Origin of the sequence: Streptomyces solicamelliae (assembly GCF_045348655.1) — a bacterium.
GTDB lineage: Bacteria > Actinomycetota > Actinomycetes > Streptomycetales > Streptomycetaceae > Streptomyces > Streptomyces solicamelliae.
The window spans coordinates 2,321,930-2,339,261 of the sequence record NZ_CP160404.1 but is presented as its reverse complement, the minus strand read 5'-3'; the positions used below and the strand labels follow the sequence as shown (position 1 = coordinate 2,339,261).

Sequence of the window (17,332 nt, the reverse complement as noted above, 5' to 3'; positions counted from 1 at the left end):
AGAGCCAGCCGTGCCCGAGGGGCATACGATCCACCGCCTCGCCGAGGACCACCTGGAGCGCTTCGCCGGCGGGCCGGTACGGGTGAGCAGCCCTCAGGGCAAGTTCGCCGCCGGCGCGTCACTCCTCGACGGCCGGGTCCTCGACGGAGTCGACGCCCACGGCAAGCACCTCTTCCTCGGCTTCCAGGGCACCGGCTGGATCCACATCCACCTCGGCCTCTTCGGCAAGGTCGGCTTCGGCGCGACCCCGGCACCGCCCCCGACGGACACCGTCCGCCTGCGGCTCGTCAACGAGATCCACCACGTCGACCTCCGCGGCCCCACCACCTGCGCGCTGATCACCGAGCCCGAGAAGCAGGCGATACACGACCGCCTCGGCCCGGACCCGCTGCGGGGCGGTGACGACCCCGACAAGGCGTGGCACCGCATCTCCCGCTCCCGCACCACCGTCGCGGCACTCCTGATGGACCAGAAGGTCATCGCGGGCGTGGGCAACGTCTACCGCGCCGAGGTCCTCTTCCGGCACGGCATCGACCCGTACCGCGCGGGCAAGGACCTCACACGCCGCGAATGGGACGCGATCTGGACGGACCTGGCGGCCCTGATGCGCGAAGGCGTCCGCAACAACCGCATCGACACCGTCCGCCCCGAACACACCCCCGAGGCCATGGGCCGCCCACCCCGCGTCGACGACCACGGCGGCGAGGTCTACGTCTACCGCCGCGCGACGATGCCGTGCCACATCTGCACCACGGAGATCCGCACGGCGGACCTCCAGGCACGCAACCTCTTCTGGTGCCCGGGCTGCCAGACCCGCTGAGCGGGGGTCCGGGGGCCGAGCCCCCGGTGACGGGAAGGGGCGGGGTGGGGGACTAGAAGCCGTGCGGCAACCACGGCGCCACCGGCCACCCGAACGCGACGGCGGCCTGGTTCAGCGCCCCGGGCCGGAGTTCGCGCACGCGCCCCGCCGCGGCCAGCGCAGTCAGCGACACGCCGCCGAGGTACGCCGCTCCCAACTCCCGCACGGACAGCGCGACGTCGGCAGCGTCCTGCGTCCGGACGCAGTTGGCCCCGCTCGCGTCAGCGGTAAGTCGCCACCGCCCCTCGTTCCACGGACAGAACGCGTCCGCGACCTCGAACACCACGTCCACCGGCGCCTGGTACGCCCGCAGGGACAGCGCCGCCCCCACCTCCACCAGCCGCACGTGCAACCCGTCCCGCTGCGACGGCTCGCAGCGGCGGATGTCGCTCACCAGGTGCTGCCACGCGTCGTCCACCGGCCGGCTGTGGATCCGCACCGACGACGTCAGGTCGATCGAGCAGAGGAACCGCCACAGCGCCCCCTCCGCCGCCGGGTCCAGCGCCCCCAGGTCCCGCACCGTCACCGAGCCGTTCGCCCCGGCGAAGCTCCACTCCGGCTTGATCGAGTACCGGGCGAACCCCACGACCTCCCCGCCCCGCTCCGCGAGCACGCACTGCAGCGGCGAGGCGCCGCCCCGCCCGCCGGGCGGGTCGAGGAGCGGCTGGGCCTCCCAGCCGGGCTGGCGGGCGAGCATCCCGGGCCGCCCCGGTACCAGCCGCGCGTACACGGCCTCGCACGCCCCCGCGGCCTTCCCCGCATCGGTCTGTCGCAGCAGCACGTCGTCCGCGCCGTCCGGCACGCTCAGCCGCACCCGCGTCGTGTCGATCGTCGCGCGGGTCGTGCAGGCGCCGATGCCGTACCCGAAGCGTCCGTAGATCTCCGGCTCCGAGGCGGTCAGGACGGCCAGCGGCTCGCCCCACGCCCGTACGTCGTCGAGCTGACGTCGCATCATCGAGGTGAGGATCCCACGCCGCCGGTGCGTGGTGGCCACGCTCACCATCGTCACGCCCGCCGCCGGGACGAGCGTCCCGCCCGGTACGGACAGCCGGAACGAGAACGCGCCCGCCGTGCCGACCGCCCGCTCGCCGTCCCACACCCCGAGGAACCGCTCGGGCTCGGTCAGCTCCTGCCAGAGCGCCCGCTCCTCGGGGGCCTCCGCCACCCCGCCGAACGCGAGCTCCAGGTTCGCGTACCAGTCGTCCCACTCGGCGGGGTCGAGCACCCGTAGTTCGGTCGTCATATGCCATCGATATCAGCGAGCCGCCACCCCCGGCGACCCGATTTCACGCGCAATGTCTGAGGGGTCCCCCTGCACGAGCGCCGATCGGGTGGATAGGGTCCAGGCCAATGAGAAGTCGCGCGGGAGTGGATACCTATGCGGCCCGGCTGCGCAGGAGCGCACACCGGGCCCGCGTCGGCCTGCGCAAGTCGGGGGTCGACTACTTCCGGGGCGAGGGCTCCGACTGGGTGGCGATGGCCGCGCTGCTGCTGATGATCCCCGCGATCACCTTCGGCACGCTCCTCGACCCCACCTGGTGCGCGCCCGCCGCCCTGGTGCTGCCGATCGTCGCCGGCGGGCTCCTACTGCGGCCCGCCAGCCTCCTCGGCCTGTACGCGGCGGCCGCCGGCGCGCTGATCGTCGAGTCCCTGGTGCTCGGCCCCTACCAGGACACGCCGGCCGCGGTCACCCCCGGCACGGTGCTCGTGGTCGCCGCCTGCGGACTGTTCGGGCTGCTGCTCGCCCAGTTCCGGGCCCGGGTCGGCGTGCCCTGGCGGCGCGGCGGCACCATGCTCTTCGACCTGCGCGAGCGCATCCGCGTCCAGAGCGCGCTGCCCCGGCTGCCGCAGGGCTGGCACCACGAGATGGCGCTCCGCCCGGCCGGCGGCCAGTCCTTCTCGGGCGACTTCGTCGTCGCCGCCCGCACCAACGGCGGCCGCACCCTGGAGGTGCTGCTCACCGACGTCTCCGGCAAGGGCATGGACGCGGGCTCCCGCGCCCTGCTGCTGTCCGGCGCCTTCGGCGGGCTGCTGGGCTCGCTGCCCCCGCACGGCTTCCTGCCCGCCGCCAACGGCTACCTGCTGCGCCAGGACTGGGACGAGGGCTTCGCGACCTCCGTCCACCTCGTCCTCGACCTGGAGTCCGGCGACTACGAGCTGCTGTCCGCCGGCCATCTGCCCGCGCTCCAGCTGCACGCGGGCAGCGGCCGCTGGGAGGAGAAGGCCGCCGAGGGCCCGCTGCTCGGCGTGTACGACGGGGCCGAGTTCCACCCGGTCAAGGGCTCGCTGCGGCCCGGCGACGTGCTGATGCTGTTCACCGACGGCCTGGTGGAGGCCGCCGACCGCGACATCGCCGAGGGCATCGACCGCCTCACCGGCGAGGCCGACCGCTATGTCGCCTCCGGCTTCCACGGCGCGGCCTGGCACCTCATCGAGGCCTGCGCGAAGGACGTCAACGACGACCGGGCGCTCCTCCTGATCACGAGGGAGGCATGACCCGATGACGTATCTGAGCCTCACCGAGGTCGAAACCCTGGCCCGCGCGGTCCACGAGGGCCAGACCGACAAGGCGGGACGCCCGTACGCCGAGCACCTGCGGGCCGTCGCCGAGGGCGTACGCGCCCGGGGCGGCGGCGAGGAGCAGATCGCCGCGGCCTGGCTGCACGACTCCGTGGAGGACCACCGGCTCACCGCCGAGCAGCTCCAGGAGCTCCACGTCCCCCAGCAGACCAAGGACATGGTCCTCGCGCTTACCAAACGCCCGGGGGAGTCACCGGAGTCGTACGCGCGGCGCGTGCTCGCGGTGCCCGGCGCGCTCCTGGTCAAGGAGTCCGACCTCGCGCACAACGCCGACCCGGCCCGGCTCGCCGTCCTGGACGCGCCGACCCGCCTGCGGCTGACCGAGAAGTACGCCCGCATGCGCGCGCTTCTCGGCCTCGATCGGAACGATCAAGCCTAATTCCCGGGCCGGGACGCCCAGATGTCGCCGAAGTGGCCCGATCCGTACGCCGACGATTCGTCACCGGGGGACTACGCGGCCGAGGTTGGTGGCACGATGGAGGGAGCGGGGGCGCCTGAGTCGTGTGTCCCCCGGCCGGCTAGGCGGACCGACCAGGGGTGTGATCAGTTGTGGTCCTTTCACTGTCTGTGGTGCTTCTCTTGGGCATCGTGTTGGTGGTGCTGATCAGGGGCGGCTCCCTCAAAGCGGGCCCCGCGGTCGTCGCCGCTCTCTTCGGCTTCTTCCTGGCCTCGACGGGCATGGCCGACGACATCCAGCGCTTCCTCGACTCGATAGCCATGACGATCAACTCGATCAAGTTCTAGCGCGCCCGTCCGCCCACGACGACAGGGCCTGAGCCGGCGGACCGGCCCAGGCCCTCGCAGCCGTGCGACTTCAGGACTTCTTGGCGGTGCCCCGCTTCGCCGCCCTGCCCCGGCCGGCGGTCGCCGGCCGCGCGCTCCGCGGCGCCTCGGGCGCCTCGGGCGCCTCCGGCGCCGTGATCGGCCACTTGAGCTCGATCTCCAGCTCGATCTCGCCGTCGCCGACCTCGACCTCGAACTCGCTGTCCAGCTCGTCGGGGATCCGCATCGTCAGCGTCACCGGACCGAGCTCGACGTCCGCCTCCCCGCCCTCCCGCAGCGCGGCCGCGAGCGCGGTGAGCCGGTCGGCGGCCTCCAGGCGGGACAGCGAGGTCTTCTGCTCGAACTTCAGGTCCTTCATCGCCGTCTCCGATCCGGCGGGAACAGTGCCTCTGTCCATTCTCACGACGCAGGGCGCACCGGCCACCGCAAACGCATCAGGGCCAGGCAGGAGGGTGAACCTCCGACCTGGCCCTGAGCCGAGAGAGCGGGCGACGGGAATCGAACCCGCGTAGCTAGTTTGGAAGACTAGGGCTCTACCATTGAGCTACGCCCGCAAGCATCGCGCCGCAGGTCACGAGGGCCGCGGCACGTGAAGCATCCTAGCGGGTCCGGCGGCGCCCCCGCACGCCCCTTTCCCGTGGGGCGTCGCAGCGTCCCCGGGCATGTACCCTACGTGTCGCACCGACGGGGTGTGGCGCAGCTTGGTAGCGCGTCCGCTTTGGGAGCGGAAGGCCGTGGGTTCAAATCCCGCCACCCCGACCAGCCGGATCTCCCGGGCTCGTCCCCGCGACCGCCGCCCGTACGAGCCGTACGGACAAGATCGCGTTGTGGGGCGCAATGCGCTTGCGGTTACTATGCAGGCTACGTGCCCGTGTGTCTTTCTGACCGGGCCGGACGGCAGGAACCGCCTCCGAGCGGACCCGCCACATCCCAGAATCAGCCATCAAGGAGACCGAACCGTGAAGAGCGCCGTGGAGACCCTGAACCCGACCCGGGTTCGGCTCACTGTCGAGGTGCCCTTCGAGGAGCTCAAGGACAGCCTCGACGCGGCGTACAAGAAGATCAACCAGCAGGTCACGGTCAAGGGCTTCCGCAAGGGCAAGATCCCGGCGCGTGTGATCGACCAGCGGTTCGGCCGCGGCGCCGTGCTGGAGGAGGCCGTCAACGACGCGCTCCCGAAGTTCTACACCGAGGCCGTGAACGAGGCCGAGGTCAACCCGCTGGGCCAGCCCGAGGTCGACATCACCGAGCTGAAGGACGGCGAGCTGCTGGCCTTCACCGCCGAGGTCGACATCCGCCCGACCATCGAGATCCCGGACTACTCCGGCATCGAGATCACCGTCGACGCCGTCGAGGTCACCGACGAGGACATCGAGAAGTCCGTCGAGCAGCTCCGCGAGCGCTTCGCGTCGACCTCCCCGGTCGAGCGCGCCGCCGCCGAGGGCGACGTCGTGACGATCGACCTCGAGGCCAAGGTCGACGGCGAGGTGCTGCCCGACGGCGTCGCCGAGGGTGTCTCGTACACCATCGGTTCCGGCGAGCTCCTCGACGGCATCGACGAGGCCGTCACCGGCCTGGAGGCCGGCGGCGAGGCCACCTTCACCTCGCAGCTGAAGGGCGGCTCCGCCGAGGGCAAGGACGCCGAGGTCACCGTCAAGGTCACCGCCGTCGCCGCCCGTGAGGTCCCCGCGCTGGACGACGACTTCGCCCAGCTCGCCTCCGAGTTCGACACCCTCGACGAGCTGAAGGCCGACGCCCGCACGCGCCTCGAGAACCAGAAGCAGTTCGACCAGGCCACGCAGGCCCAGGAGCGCGTCCTCGACGCCCTCATCGAGCTGGTCGAGGTCCCGATGCCGGAGAAGCTGCTCGAGGACGAGATCAACACGCGCAAGCACAACCTCGAGCACCACCAGCTCGGCCAGATGGGCCTCACCCTCGACAAGTTCCTGGAGCTCCAGGGCAAGACCGCCGAGGAGTTCCAGGCGGAGACCGAGGCGCAGGCCCAGAAGGGCATCAAGACCCAGTTCATCCTCGACGAGCTGGTCGCCAAGGAGAAGCTCAGCGTCAGCCAGGAGGAGCTCACCGAGCACCTGCTGCGCCGTGCCGCCTCCTCCGGCATGAGCCCCGACCAGTTCGCCCAGGCCGTCGTCGAGGGCGGCCAGGTCCAGATGCTGGTCGGCGAGGTCGCCCGCGGCAAGGCCCTCGCGGTCGTCGTCGAGGCCGCCAAGGTCGTCGACACCAAGGGTGAGGTCGTGGACCTCTCCGACGACGAGGACGAGGTCGAGGAGGCCGCCGAGGTCGTCGAGGCCGCCGTCGACGGCGACGCCGAGGCCGAGGCCAAGTAAGCCCACCGGAGAGGGGCCCGGACGCGTGTGCGTCCGGGCCCCTTCCCCGTTCCCAAACGGGCCTTGACAGCTTGCGCTCCGAGCGAACAGTTCGGGAACCGGGATGGCGTTGTCCTACCTGGGCGTTAGGGTCCATGAATACGAGGGCAGCGCCCTCCGAACGAGACGCTGAGACGGCACGTGCGCCGTCGGAGACGAGCAGGTGGATACGTGACGAATCTGATGCCTTACGCCGCGGGTGAGCCGTCCATCGGTGGTGGCCTCGGCGACCATGTCTACAACCGGCTGCTCGGCGAGCGGATCATCTTCCTCGGCCAGCAGGTCGACGACGAGATCGCCAACAAGATCACCGCCCAGATGCTCCTCCTGGCCGCCGACCCGGAGAAGGACATCTACCTCTACATCAACAGCCCCGGTGGCTCCGTGACGGCCGGCATGGCCATCTACGACACCATGCAGTACATCCCCAACGACGTCGTGACCATCGGTATGGGCATGGCCGCGTCGATGGGCCAGTTCCTGCTCACCGGCGGCACCGCCGGCAAGCGCTTCGCGCTGCCGAACACCGACGTCCTGATGCACCAGGGCTCCGCCGGCATCGGCGGCACGGCCTCGGACATCAAGATCCAGGCCGAGTACCTTCTGCGGACGAAGAAGCGCATGGCCGAGATCACCGCGCTCCACTCCGGCCAGACCGTCGAGACGATCATCCGTGACGGCGACCGCGACCGCTGGTTCACCGCGGAGGAGGCCAAGAACTACGGCCTCATCGACGACATCATCACCCACGCCGCGGGCGTTCCCGGCGGCGGCGGCACGGGCGCCTGAGCCCGGCAGACCGCTGAAGAGCCCCAGCCCCCGCCGAACGCCACCAGGACGGTGAACATCCAGATGCAGAACAACCTCTCCCCGAGCGGCCTCTACACCGGCGCGCCGATGGACAACCGGTACGTCGTCCCGCGCTTCGTCGAGCGCACCTCGCAGGGCGTGCGCGAGTACGACCCGTACGCGAAGCTCTTCGAGGAGCGCGTGATCTTCCTCGGCGTGCAGATCGACGACGCCTCCGCCAACGACGTCATGGCGCAGCTGCTGTGCCTGGAGTCGATGGACCCGGACCGCGACATCTCGATCTACATCAACAGCCCCGGCGGCTCCTTCACGGCGCTCACCGCGATCTACGACACCATGCAGTTCGTGAAGCCGGACATCCAGACGGTCTGCATGGGCCAGGCGGCCTCCGCCGCGGCCGTGCTGCTCGCCGCCGGCACCCCCGGCAAGCGGATGGCCCTGCCGAACGCCCGTGTGCTGATCCACCAGCCCTCCGGCGGCACCGGCCGTGAGCAGCTCTCCGACCTGGAGATCGCGGCCAACGAGATCCTGCGGATGCGCAGCCAGCTCGAGGAGATGCTGGCCAAGCACTCCTCGACGCCGATCGAGAAGATCCGCGACGACATCGAGCGTGACAAGATCCTGACGGCCGAGGACGCGCTCGCGTACGGCCTGGTCGACCAGATCGTCTCGACCCGCAAGAGCACGGCCGCCTCGGCAGCCTGACGCTCGACCTTCCCCTGGCACGGTTCGCCCGAAGCACCGCTTCGATGTGAACCGTGCCAAGGGGGGCCCGAACGGGGGGCCCGGCAAGGTACCGTCGGATATGAGGCACCAGGAGTCGGCTGAACCAAGGCCGCTCCCAGGCGAAGGGGAAGCACCTCGTGGCACGCATCGGTGATGGCGGCGACCTGCTCAAGTGCTCGTTCTGCGGAAAGAGCCAGAAGCAGGTGAAGAAGCTCATCGCAGGCCCCGGTGTGTACATCTGCGACGAGTGCATCGACCTCTGCAACGAGATCATCGAGGAAGAGCTCGCGGAGACGAGCGAGGTGCGGTGGGAGGAACTCCCCAAGCCCCGCGAGATCTACGAGTTCCTGGAGGGGTACGTCGTCGGGCAGGAGCCCGCGAAGAAGGCCCTCTCCGTCGCGGTGTACAACCACTACAAGCGCGTCCAGGCCGGCGAGAACGGCGGCGCGCAGGGCCGGGACGACGCCATCGAACTGGCCAAGTCCAACATCCTGTTGCTGGGCCCCACGGGCTCCGGCAAGACGCTGCTGGCCCAGACGCTCGCGCGCATGCTCAACGTGCCGTTCGCCATCGCCGACGCGACGGCGCTGACGGAGGCGGGCTATGTCGGCGAGGACGTCGAGAACATCCTGCTCAAGCTGATCCAGGCGGCCGACTACGACGTCAAGAAGGCCGAGACCGGGATCATCTACATCGACGAGATCGACAAGGTCGCGCGGAAGAGTGAAAACCCCTCCATCACGCGTGACGTGTCGGGCGAGGGCGTCCAGCAGGCCCTGCTGAAGATCCTGGAGGGCACGACGGCCTCGGTCCCGCCGCAGGGCGGACGGAAGCACCCGCACCAGGAGTTCATCCAGATCGACACGACGAACGTGCTCTTCATCGTGGGCGGCGCCTTCGCCGGCCTGGAGAAGATCATCGAGTCGCGGGCGGGCGCCAAGGGCATCGGCTTCGGGGCGACGATCCGCTCCAAGCGCGAGATCGAGGCCAGCGACCAGTTCCAGGAGGTCATGCCCGAGGACCTGGTGAAGTTCGGCATGATCCCCGAGTTCATCGGCCGCCTCCCCGTCATCACCTCGGTGCACAACCTGGACCGCGAGGCCCTGCTCAAGATCCTCGTCGAGCCGCGCAACGCGCTGGTCAAGCAGTACCAGCGGCTCTTCGAACTCGACGGCGTGGAGCTGGACTTCGACCGCCCGGCCCTGGAGGCCATCGCCGACCAGGCGATCCTCCGCGGCACCGGCGCGCGCGGCCTGCGCGCCATCATGGAAGAGGTCCTGATGTCGGTGATGTACGAGGTCCCGTCCCGCAAGGACGTGGCACGCGTGGTCATCACCGCCGACGTCGTCCACAACAACGTCAACCCGACGCTGGTGCCGCGGATCGTCAAGAACGACGGCCGGCACGAGAAGAGCGCGTAACCGCACGGGACATGTGACAGGGGCGCCCGGCCGGATCCAACCGGCCGGGCGCCCCTGTGTGTCGAGCCTCGCGGATCAGGCCTTCGCGCGGGCCGTGGAGTACAGCTTCGCCGCCATGTCGGCGACCTCCGTCTGCTGCACACCCGACTGACCCGTCACCAGGGAGGCCATGTCGAGGATGTTGACAGCGCCGAGCGTCGAGTAGTCCGCCCAGGCGCAGGTGGGAGCCTGCAGTTCGCTCGGCTGGCCGGGCTTGGCGGGGGCCGAGCTGGTCATCTTGACCATCTGGCACTTCATGACCGCGCCCTCGAAGCCGGCCGGCTCCACCTCCTGGGACGTGCCGACCGTCTCGACCTTGAAGCCGGCCTCCAGCTGGTCGGGGTTCTTCCCGATGCTGGCGAAGTAGTTGTCCAACGCCTTCTCGGGGTCGGCGATCTCGCCGTACAGGCCGCTGAACGTCAGCTGCTTGCCCTTGAGCGTCTCGGTGCTGTTCTTGTACTGGGCGACGACCTGGGCCGGGTTGGTGATGCCGAGCGCCGTGGCCCGCATCTTCTGCTCGGAGTTCAGCGGCTTCTCGCCGTTGCCCGGGATCTTCTTGTACTCGCCGACGGTCTCCGGAGCGGTGAGCTTGTAGCCCTTGGTGTCGTCGCTCACCCCACCGCCGCCGATGCCGCCCCCGCCGCCGCTGAACACGAAGTACGCGCCGACGCCCAGCGCGGCGACCACCGCGACCACGGCGACGACCGCACCGGTGCGCTTCTTCGGGGCCGGCGGCGGGTAGCCGGGGCCGCCGTACTGCGGCTGCTGGCCGTAGGGGCCGGGCTGCTGGGGCTGCCCGTACGGGCCGGGCTGGCCGTACGGCGCCTGCTGCGGCGGCACACCGGGCTGCGGGTAGCCGTACCCGGGCTGGGGCGCCTGCTGCGGATACCCGTAGCCGGGCTGGGGGGCCTGCGGCGGCTGGCCGTAGGGGTCCGGCTGGCCGTAGGGCCCGGGCTGCTGCGGCGGACCACCGTACGGTCCCGGCTGGTTGTAGCTCATTAAGGGCTTCCCCTCACAGGATGTTTATGCGTACCGAACATCCTGGCGGAACCTCTGCCCCGCGCGGGCGGTGGGGGGCACACCGTTACGGAACCATCTCGTTTCGGGGCGGCCCCGTGACACCTCTAAACTGACCCCGTGACCGAGAACACTCAGCAGCAGCCAGCAGCCGCCACCACTGAATTGCCGACCCAGTACGCGCCGGCCGAGGTAGAGGGGAAGCTGTACGAGCGCTGGGTAGAGCGCGGTTACTTCGAGGCCGACGCGAAGAGCGAGAAGCCGCCCTACACGATCGTCATTCCCCCGCCCAACGTCACCGGCTCGCTCCACCTGGGCCACGCCTTCGAGCACACGCTGATCGACGCCCTCACCCGCCGCAAGCGCATGCAGGGCTACGAGACGCTGTGGCAGCCGGGCATGGACCACGCCGGCATCGCCACCCAGAACGTCGTCGAGCGCGAGCTCGCCAAGGAGGGCAAGTCCCGCCACGACCTGGGCCGCGAGGCGTTCGTCGAGCGCGTCTGGCAGTGGAAGGCGGAGTCCGGCGGCCAGATCTCCGGCCAGATGAAGCGCCTGGGCGACGGCGTCGCCTGGTCCCGTGAGCGCTTCACCATGGACGAGGGCCTGTCGCAGGCCGTCCAGACCATCTTCAAGAAGCTCTACGACGACGAGCTGATCTACCGCGCCGAGCGCATCATCAACTGGTGCCCGCGCTGTCTCACGGCGATCTCGGACATCGAGGTCGAGTACCAGGACGACGACGGCGAGCTCGTCTCCATCCGGTACGGCTCCGGGGACGCGGAGATCGTCGTCGCCACCACCCGCGCCGAGACGATGCTCGGCGACACGGCCGTCGCCGTCCACCCGGACGACGAGCGGTACAAGCACCTCGTCGGCACCGAGATCGAGCTGCCGCTCACCGGCCGCCGCATCCCGGTCGTCGCCGACGAGCACGTCGACCCCGAGTTCGGCACCGGCGCCGTCAAGGTGACCCCGGCGCACGACCCGAACGACTTCGAGATCGGCCAGCGTCACGGCCTGCCGAACCTCGCCGTCATGGACGAGCGCGCGGTCATCACCGCCCACGGCCCCTTCCAGGGCCTGGACCGCCTGGAGGCCCGCTCCGCCATCGTCGCCGCGCTGCGCGCCGAGGGCCGGATCGTCGCCGAGAAGCGTCCGTACACGCACTCCGTCGGCCACTGCTCGCGCTGCAAGACCACCATCGAGCCGCGCCTGTCCATGCAGTGGTGGGTCAAGGTCGGCCCGCTCGCGCAGGCCGCCGGCGACGCGGTCCGCGACGGCAAGGTCAGGATCCACCCGCAGGAGATGGAGAAGCGGTACTTCGACTGGGTCGACAACCTGCACGACTGGTGCATCTCGCGCCAGCTGTGGTGGGGCCACCGCATCCCGGTCTGGTACGGCCCGAACGGCGAGATCGTCTGCGTCGGACCGGACGAGCAGCCGCCGAGCGGCGAGGGCTGGCACCAGGACACGGACGTCCTGGACACCTGGTTCTCCTCCGGCCTGTGGCCGTTCTCCACGCTCGGCTGGCCCGGGCAGACCGAGAGCCTCGAGAAGTTCTATCCGAACTCCGTCCTGGTCACCGGCTACGACATCCTCTTCTTCTGGGTCGCCCGGATGATGATGTTCGGCCTCTACGCGATGGACGGCACCCCGCCGTTCCACACCATCGCCCTGCACGGCATGGTCCGTGACCAGAACGGCAAGAAGATGTCGAAGTCCTTCGGCAACGTGGTCAACCCGCTGGACTGGATGGACGAGTACGGCTCGGACGCCGTCCGCTTCACCCTGGCCAGCGGCGCCAACCCGGGCGTCGACGTCCCGATCGGCGAGGACTGGGTCAAGGCCTCCCGGAACTTCGCCAACAAGATCTGGAACGCCACCCGCTTCGCGCTGATGAACGGCGCCACGATCGAGGGCGAGCTGCCCCCGGCCGAGCGGCTGTCCGCGACCGACCGGTGGATCCTGTCCCGCCTGAACAAGACGGTCGCGCAGGTCGACGCCCTGTACGAGGACTACCAGTTCGCGAAGCTCAGCGACGCGCTCTACCACTTCGCCTGGGACGAGGTCTTCGACTGGTACGTCGAGCTGTCGAAGACGACGTTCTTCGCCGGCGGCGAGCAGGCGAAGGTCTCCGGCCGGGTCCTCGGCGAGGTCCTGGACGTCATGCTGCGGCTGCTGCACCCGATCGTCCCGTTCGTCACCGACGAGCTGTGGACCACCCTCACCGGCCGCGAGTCCGTCGTGGTCGCCGAGTGGCCGCAGGACTCGGGCTTCCGCGACGACGCCGCCGAGGCCGAGATCGAGAACCTGCAGCGGGTCGTCACCGAGGTCCGCCGGTTCCGCGCCGACCAGGGCCTGCAGCCCGGCCAGAAGGTCCCGGCCCGCCTCGACCTGGACGGCACCGCGCTGGCCGCGCACGAGGCGGCCATCCGCCAGCTGCTCCGCCTCCAGCCGGAGGGCGAGGGCTTCGCGGCCACCGCCTCCCTGCCGGTCGCCGGCGCGACGGTCTCGCTGGACCTGTCCGGCACCATCGACGTGGCCGCCGAGCGCAAGCGCCTCGCGAAGGACCTGGCCGCCGCCGAGAAGGAGAAGGCCCAGGCCAACGCGAAGCTCGGCAACGAGGCCTTCCTGGCCAAGGCCCCGGACAACGTGGTCGACAAGATCCGCACCCGCCTCGCCAAGGCGGACGAGGACATCGCCCGCATCCAGGCGCAGCTGGAGCGACTGCCCCAGGCGTAGCGAACGGGTGAAAGGGCCGGAACCCACGAGGTTCCGGCCCTTTCGCGTGCCCGGCGCGCGTTCCCGGGCCGCCCCGAACGTCCCGAAAGGGGTGCGTCCACCGCGCTGTCGGCCCCCCTCCGTAGACTTGGGTCCGTGAGTGAGCAGCCCCGCGACGAGTACGACGAGTCCGACGCGTTCGACGACCTCGTCGAAGCCGAGACCGACAGAGACCCCGACCTGGCGGTGATCGAGGCCGGCAGCCGCACCCTGCGCGCTCAGGCCGGTCCGCCGCAGGCCGACGCCGTGCCCGCCCGCCCCGCCGACCCCGAGGTCGACGCGGCGCTGCGCGAGGTGGAGACCGAGCTGGCGACCCGCTGGGGCGAGACCAAGCTGGACCCGTCGGTCCAGCGGATCGCGGCCCTGATGGACGTGCTGGGCGACCCGCAGCGCGCGTACCCCTCGATCCACATCACCGGCACCAACGGCAAGACGTCCACGGCCCGCATGGTCGAGGCGCTGCTCTCCGCCTTCGATCTGCGCACCGGCCGCTACACCTCGCCGCACGTCCAGTCGATCACCGAGCGGATCAGCCTGGACGGCGCGCCGATCTCCGCCGAGCGGTTCATCGAGACGTACCAGGACGTCAAGCCGTACGTGGAGCTGGTCGACGCGAAGCAGGAGTACCGGCTCTCCTTCTTCGAGGTGCTCACCGCCATGGCGTACGCGGCCTTCGCCGACGCGCCGGTGGACGCCGCGGTGGTCGAGGTCGGCATGGGCGGCACGTGGGACGCCACCAACGTGATCGACGGCTCGGTGGCCGTGGTCACCCCGATCTCGCTCGACCACACCGACCGGCTGGGCGAGACGCCCGCCGAGATCGCCGCCGAGAAGGCCGGTGTGATCAAGCAGGACGCCACGGTCATCCTGGCCCAGCAGCCGGTCGACGCGGCCCAGGTGCTGCTGAAGAAGGCCGTCGAGGTGGACGCCACGGTGGCCCGCGAGGGCATGGAGTTCGGCATCGTCTCCCGCGAGGTCGCGGTCGGCGGGCAGCTGCTGACCCTGCGCGGCCTCGGCGGCGAGTACGAGGGCGTGTTCCTGCCGCTGTACGGGGCGCACCAGGCGCACAACGCGGCGGTCGCCCTGGCCGCGGTGGAGGCGTTCTTCGGCATCGGCGCGCAGCACGCCCGCACGCTGGACCTGGAGACGGTCCGCCGGGCCTTCGCCTCGGTGGCCTCGCCGGGCCGCCTGGAGGTGGTCCGTTCGTCCCCGACGGTGATCCTGGACGCGGCGCACAACCCGGCCGGCGCGGCGGCGACGGCCGAGGGCGTCTCCGAGTCCTTCGGCTTCTCCCGGCTGATCGGTGTGGTCGCGACCAGCGCCGAGAAGGACGTGCGCGGCCTTCTGGAGGCCTTCGAGCCGCTGTTCGCGGAGATCGTGGTCACCTCGAACTCGACCCACCGCGCGATGGACGCCGACGCGCTCGCGGCGATCGCCGTGGAGGTCTTCGGCGACGAGCGCGTGGTGGTCGAGCCGCGCCTCGACGACGCGATCGAGGCCGCGATCACGCTGGCGGAGGAGGAGGGCGAGTACGCGGGTGCCGGCGTCCTCGTGACCGGCTCCGTGTTCACGGTCGGCGAGGCCCGGCTGCTCCTCGGGAAGGGCTGAATCCGTTGCGTACCCTCTGTGCCTCCACGCTCATCGGCGAGTTCTTCGTGATCGGTTTCGCCGGTCTCGTCGCCATGAAGGACGAGACCCTGGCGATGTCGACCGTGTGGACGGTATGCGGCGTCGCGATGCTGCTGAGCGTGCTGCTCTGCGGGATGATCACCCGGCCGGGCGGCGTGCAGCTCGGCTGGGCGCTGCAGCTCGCGCTGATCGCCAGCGGCTTCGTGCTGCCGGTGATGTTCTTCCTCGGACTGCTGTTCGCGGTCCTGTGGTGGTGCTCGGTGCACTACGGGCGGCGGATCGACGAGGTGAAGGCCCGCTGGGCCGAGTCCCAGGCCGCGGCGGGGCCTGACGCTGCGTGACGACGGGGCCGGACGGCCCTGTAGCCTCTGAGGACCGCACACCGTACGTGAAGGAGTTTCCCCCGTGAGCCAGCGATCGCTCGTCCTGCTCAAGCCCGACGCGGTCCGCCGCGGCCTGATCGGCGAGATCATCGGCCGCATCGAGCGGAAGGCCGGCTGGACCATCGCGGCCCTGGAGCTGCGCGAGCTGGACCAGGACACGCTGGAGCAGCACTACGGAGAGCACAAGGGCAAGCCGTTCTACGAGCCGCTCATGGGCTTCATGCAGTCCGGTCCGGTCGTCGTCATGGTCGTCGAGGGCGAGCGCGTCATCGAGGGTCTGCGGACCCTCGCGGGCCCGACCGACCCGATCGCCGCGGCCCCCGGCTCCATCCGGGGCGACTTCGGCACCATCGTCCGGGAGAACCTGATCCACGCCTCGGACTCCGAGGAGTCCGCCCTGCGGGAACTGAAGATCTTCTTCCCCGGCCTGGTCTGATCCGGTCCGGCCGGAATGACCGATTCCGTCTGACCCGGTATCAACCGATCGCAGCAACGCCCTGGGGGCGACCGATGGAATTCGGTCGCCCCCAGGCATATGAACGGAAGAACCGGGAACGGTTCGCTGCGTCATCTCGTCTGCTGTTCAGAGGTGGTCCACCGCGCCGGATCCCTGCGGGCGGCACTACGATGGAAACCTCCACGCCACCGCACACGCGTCACCACCACCTCGCCGACCTGAGCAGTCGTCAACGCTCCAATTGGGAAGGCCCGACGCATCCTCATGGGAAACAAGGGGAACTCTATGTCGTTCATCGGCCGTGACATGGCTGTCGACCTCGGGACCGCCAACACGCTGGTGTACGTCAGGGGTCGTGGCATCGTCCTGAACGAGCCCTCGGTCGTCGCCATCAACACCAACACCGGCGGCATCCTCGCCGTCGGCTCCGAGGCGAAGAAGATGATCGGCCGGACCCCCGGCAACATCGTCGCCGTACGCCCGCTCAAGGACGGCGTGATCGCCGACTTCGAGATCACCGAGCGCATGCTGCGCTACTTCATCCTGAAGATCCACAAGCGCCGCTACCTGGCCCGCCCGCGTGTCGTCGTCTGCGTCCCCAGCGGCATCACCGGAGTCGAGCGCCGCGCCGTCATCGAGGCCTCCACCCAGGCCGGCGCGCGCCAGGTGCACATCATCGAGGAGCCCATGGCCGCGGCCATCGGCTCGGGCCTCCCGGTCCACGAGGCCACCGGCAACATGGTCGTGGACATCGGCGGCGGCACCACCGAGGTCGCCGTCATCAGCCTCGGCGGAATCGTCACGGCACAGTCCATCCGGGTGGCCGGCGACGAGCTGGACAACGCGATCATCCAGCACATCAAGAAGGAGTACTCGCTCCTTCTCGGCGAGCGCACCGCCGAGCAGATCAAGATCACCATCGGCTCGGCGTACGACCTCGAGAAGGACGAGCACACCGAGATCCGCGGCCGCGACCTGGTCTCCGGTCTGCCCAAGACCGTGGTCATCTCGGCCGCCGAGGTCCGCAAGGCCATCGAGGAGCCCGTCAACGCCATCGTCGACGCGGTGAAGACCACGCTCGACAAGTGCCCGCCGGAGCTGTCCGGTGACGTCATGGACCGCGGAATCGTTCTCACCGGGGGCGGCGCGCTGCTGCGCGGCCTCGACGAGCGGCTGCGCCGCGAGACCGGCATGCCGATCCACATCGCCGAGGACCCGCTGGACTCGGTGGCGCTGGGCTCCGGCAAGTGCGTGGAGGAGTTCGAGGCACTCCAGCAGGTCCTCGACGCCCAGCCGCGCCGGTAACAACTCGGCGACACCTCGCCGCCGATCGGCTGTACGGGTGGCAAGAACCCTCGTACTGGGGGCTCCCCCAGGCCCCTAGGGCCTGGGGGACGATCGTTGATATAACGGCACGAACCCGCATCAAGCGCTGTACCAACTGCTTGCACCAATCGAAC

Annotated in this window: 16 protein-coding genes and 2 tRNA genes; 14 read left to right on the top strand and 4 right to left on the bottom strand. The window is 70.1% G+C overall.

The annotated features are described in order from the left end of the window. Positions 1 to 10 precede the first annotated feature (10 nt). Positions 11 to 820, top strand: a complete 810-nt coding sequence (locus ABZO31_RS10820; protein WP_406860914.1) for an Fpg/Nei family DNA glycosylase — start codon at positions 11 to 13, stop codon at positions 818 to 820. Between the two features lie 52 nt (positions 821 to 872). Here ABZO31_RS10820 and ABZO31_RS10815 read toward each other — a convergent pair whose 3' ends face one another. After that, entirely contained in the window at positions 873 to 2,102 is a 1,230-nt protein-coding gene (locus ABZO31_RS10815; RefSeq protein WP_406860913.1) for a GNAT family N-acetyltransferase, read from the bottom strand. 107 nt (positions 2,103 to 2,209) lie between these two features. Between ABZO31_RS10815 and ABZO31_RS10810 the strand changes: the two genes are divergently transcribed. The 3 genes from ABZO31_RS10810 to ABZO31_RS10800 all read left to right on the top strand — a co-directional run bounded on the left by ABZO31_RS10810 (position 2,210) and on the right by ABZO31_RS10800 (position 4,183). After that, complete coding sequence (locus ABZO31_RS10810) at positions 2,210 to 3,355, top strand: PP2C family protein-serine/threonine phosphatase (RefSeq protein ID WP_406860912.1); 1,146 nt, start codon at positions 2,210 to 2,212, stop codon at positions 3,353 to 3,355. Between the two features lie 4 nt (positions 3,356 to 3,359). Further along, the gene (locus ABZO31_RS10805) at positions 3,360 to 3,818 is read left to right on the top strand and encodes an HD domain-containing protein (protein ID WP_406860911.1); all 459 of its coding nucleotides are present in this window, start codon (positions 3,360 to 3,362) and stop codon (positions 3,816 to 3,818) included. A gap of 170 nt (positions 3,819 to 3,988) precedes the next feature. Beyond that, positions 3,989 to 4,183, top strand: coding sequence for a hypothetical protein (locus ABZO31_RS10800; protein WP_393642633.1), 195 nt, complete (start codon positions 3,989 to 3,991; stop codon positions 4,181 to 4,183). Positions 4,184 to 4,253: 70 nt separating this feature from the next. Here the strand turns inward: ABZO31_RS10800 and ABZO31_RS10795 are convergent, their stop codons facing one another. Both ABZO31_RS10795 and ABZO31_RS10790 read right to left on the bottom strand, forming a co-directional pair. Then, positions 4,254 to 4,580 carry an amphi-Trp domain-containing protein gene (locus ABZO31_RS10795; protein WP_406860910.1) on the bottom strand — a complete coding sequence of 109 codons (327 nt, stop codon included), beginning with the start codon at positions 4,578 to 4,580 and terminating at the stop codon, positions 4,254 to 4,256. Between the two features lie 125 nt (positions 4,581 to 4,705). Further along, positions 4,706 to 4,776: transfer RNA gene (locus ABZO31_RS10790), tRNA-Gly, on the bottom strand. Positions 4,777 to 4,907: 131 nt separating this feature from the next. On the opposite strand from ABZO31_RS10790, the gene ABZO31_RS10785 reads away from it, so the two are divergent. The 5 genes from ABZO31_RS10785 (at position 4,908) to clpX (ending at position 9,563) form a co-directional block, all read left to right on the top strand. After that, positions 4,908 to 4,984: transfer RNA gene (locus ABZO31_RS10785), tRNA-Pro, on the top strand. A 197-nt stretch (positions 4,985 to 5,181) separates the two neighbouring features. Further along, a complete protein-coding gene (gene tig, locus ABZO31_RS10780; protein ID WP_406860909.1) occupies positions 5,182 to 6,567 on the top strand; it encodes a trigger factor in 1,386 nt (461 codons plus the stop codon). A 222-nt stretch (positions 6,568 to 6,789) separates the two neighbouring features. After that, on the top strand, positions 6,790 to 7,395 hold the full coding sequence (locus ABZO31_RS10775; protein ID WP_406865314.1) for an ATP-dependent Clp protease proteolytic subunit: 606 nt from the start codon (positions 6,790 to 6,792) through the stop codon (positions 7,393 to 7,395). Between the two features lie 63 nt (positions 7,396 to 7,458). Continuing rightward, entirely contained in the window at positions 7,459 to 8,121 is a 663-nt protein-coding gene (locus tag ABZO31_RS10770) for an ATP-dependent Clp protease proteolytic subunit (protein WP_406860908.1), read from the top strand. Between the two features lie 158 nt (positions 8,122 to 8,279). After that, positions 8,280 to 9,563 (top strand): ATP-dependent Clp protease ATP-binding subunit ClpX, encoded by a 1,284-nt coding sequence (gene clpX, locus ABZO31_RS10765; RefSeq protein ID WP_318106826.1) that lies wholly within the window; start codon positions 8,280 to 8,282, stop codon positions 9,561 to 9,563. Between the two features lie 75 nt (positions 9,564 to 9,638). On the opposite strand, the gene ABZO31_RS10760 is transcribed toward clpX, so the two are convergent. Then, positions 9,639 to 10,601, bottom strand: coding sequence for a hypothetical protein (locus tag ABZO31_RS10760; protein WP_406860907.1), 963 nt, complete (start codon positions 10,599 to 10,601; stop codon positions 9,639 to 9,641). Between the two features lie 138 nt (positions 10,602 to 10,739). Between ABZO31_RS10760 and ABZO31_RS10755 the strand changes: the two genes are divergently transcribed. The 5 genes from ABZO31_RS10755 to ABZO31_RS10735 all read left to right on the top strand — a co-directional run bounded on the left by ABZO31_RS10755 (position 10,740) and on the right by ABZO31_RS10735 (position 17,177). Next, entirely contained in the window at positions 10,740 to 13,364 is a 2,625-nt protein-coding gene (locus tag ABZO31_RS10755; protein ID WP_406860906.1) for a valine--tRNA ligase, read from the top strand. Between the two features lie 135 nt (positions 13,365 to 13,499). Then, positions 13,500 to 15,011: a bifunctional tetrahydrofolate synthase/dihydrofolate synthase gene (gene folC / locus ABZO31_RS10750; RefSeq protein WP_406860905.1), complete on the top strand. Its 1,512-nt coding sequence runs from the start codon at positions 13,500 to 13,502 to the stop codon at positions 15,009 to 15,011. 5 nt (positions 15,012 to 15,016) lie between these two features. Further along, positions 15,017 to 15,373, top strand: a complete 357-nt coding sequence (locus ABZO31_RS10745; RefSeq protein WP_406860904.1) for a DUF4233 domain-containing protein — start codon at positions 15,017 to 15,019, stop codon at positions 15,371 to 15,373. A 64-nt stretch (positions 15,374 to 15,437) separates the two neighbouring features. After that, positions 15,438 to 15,851: a nucleoside-diphosphate kinase gene (gene ndk / locus ABZO31_RS10740; RefSeq protein ID WP_406860903.1), complete on the top strand. Its 414-nt coding sequence runs from the start codon at positions 15,438 to 15,440 to the stop codon at positions 15,849 to 15,851. A 306-nt stretch (positions 15,852 to 16,157) separates the two neighbouring features. Next, complete coding sequence (locus ABZO31_RS10735) at positions 16,158 to 17,177, top strand: rod shape-determining protein (RefSeq protein ID WP_393642617.1); 1,020 nt, start codon at positions 16,158 to 16,160, stop codon at positions 17,175 to 17,177. Positions 17,178 to 17,332: the final 155 nt, after the last annotated feature.

Coding starts and splice junctions, on each gene's coding strand:
- ABZO31_RS10815 (WP_406860913.1), bottom strand. CDS start 2,102: ATGACGACCGAACTACGGGTGCTCGACCCCGCCGAGTGGGACGACTGG.
- ABZO31_RS10810 (WP_406860912.1), top strand. CDS start 2,210: ATGAGAAGTCGCGCGGGAGTGGATACCTATGCGGCCCGGCTGCGCAGG.
- ABZO31_RS10805 (WP_406860911.1), top strand. CDS start 3,360: ATGACGTATCTGAGCCTCACCGAGGTCGAAACCCTGGCCCGCGCGGTC.
- ABZO31_RS10795 (WP_406860910.1), bottom strand. CDS start 4,580: ATGAAGGACCTGAAGTTCGAGCAGAAGACCTCGCTGTCCCGCCTGGAG.
- ABZO31_RS10775 (WP_406865314.1), top strand. CDS start 6,790: ATGCCTTACGCCGCGGGTGAGCCGTCCATCGGTGGTGGCCTCGGCGAC.
- ABZO31_RS10770 (WP_406860908.1), top strand. CDS start 7,459: ATGCAGAACAACCTCTCCCCGAGCGGCCTCTACACCGGCGCGCCGATG.
- ABZO31_RS10760 (WP_406860907.1), bottom strand. CDS start 10,601: ATGAGCTACAACCAGCCGGGACCGTACGGTGGTCCGCCGCAGCAGCCC.
- ABZO31_RS10735 (WP_393642617.1), top strand. CDS start 16,158: ATGTCGTTCATCGGCCGTGACATGGCTGTCGACCTCGGGACCGCCAAC.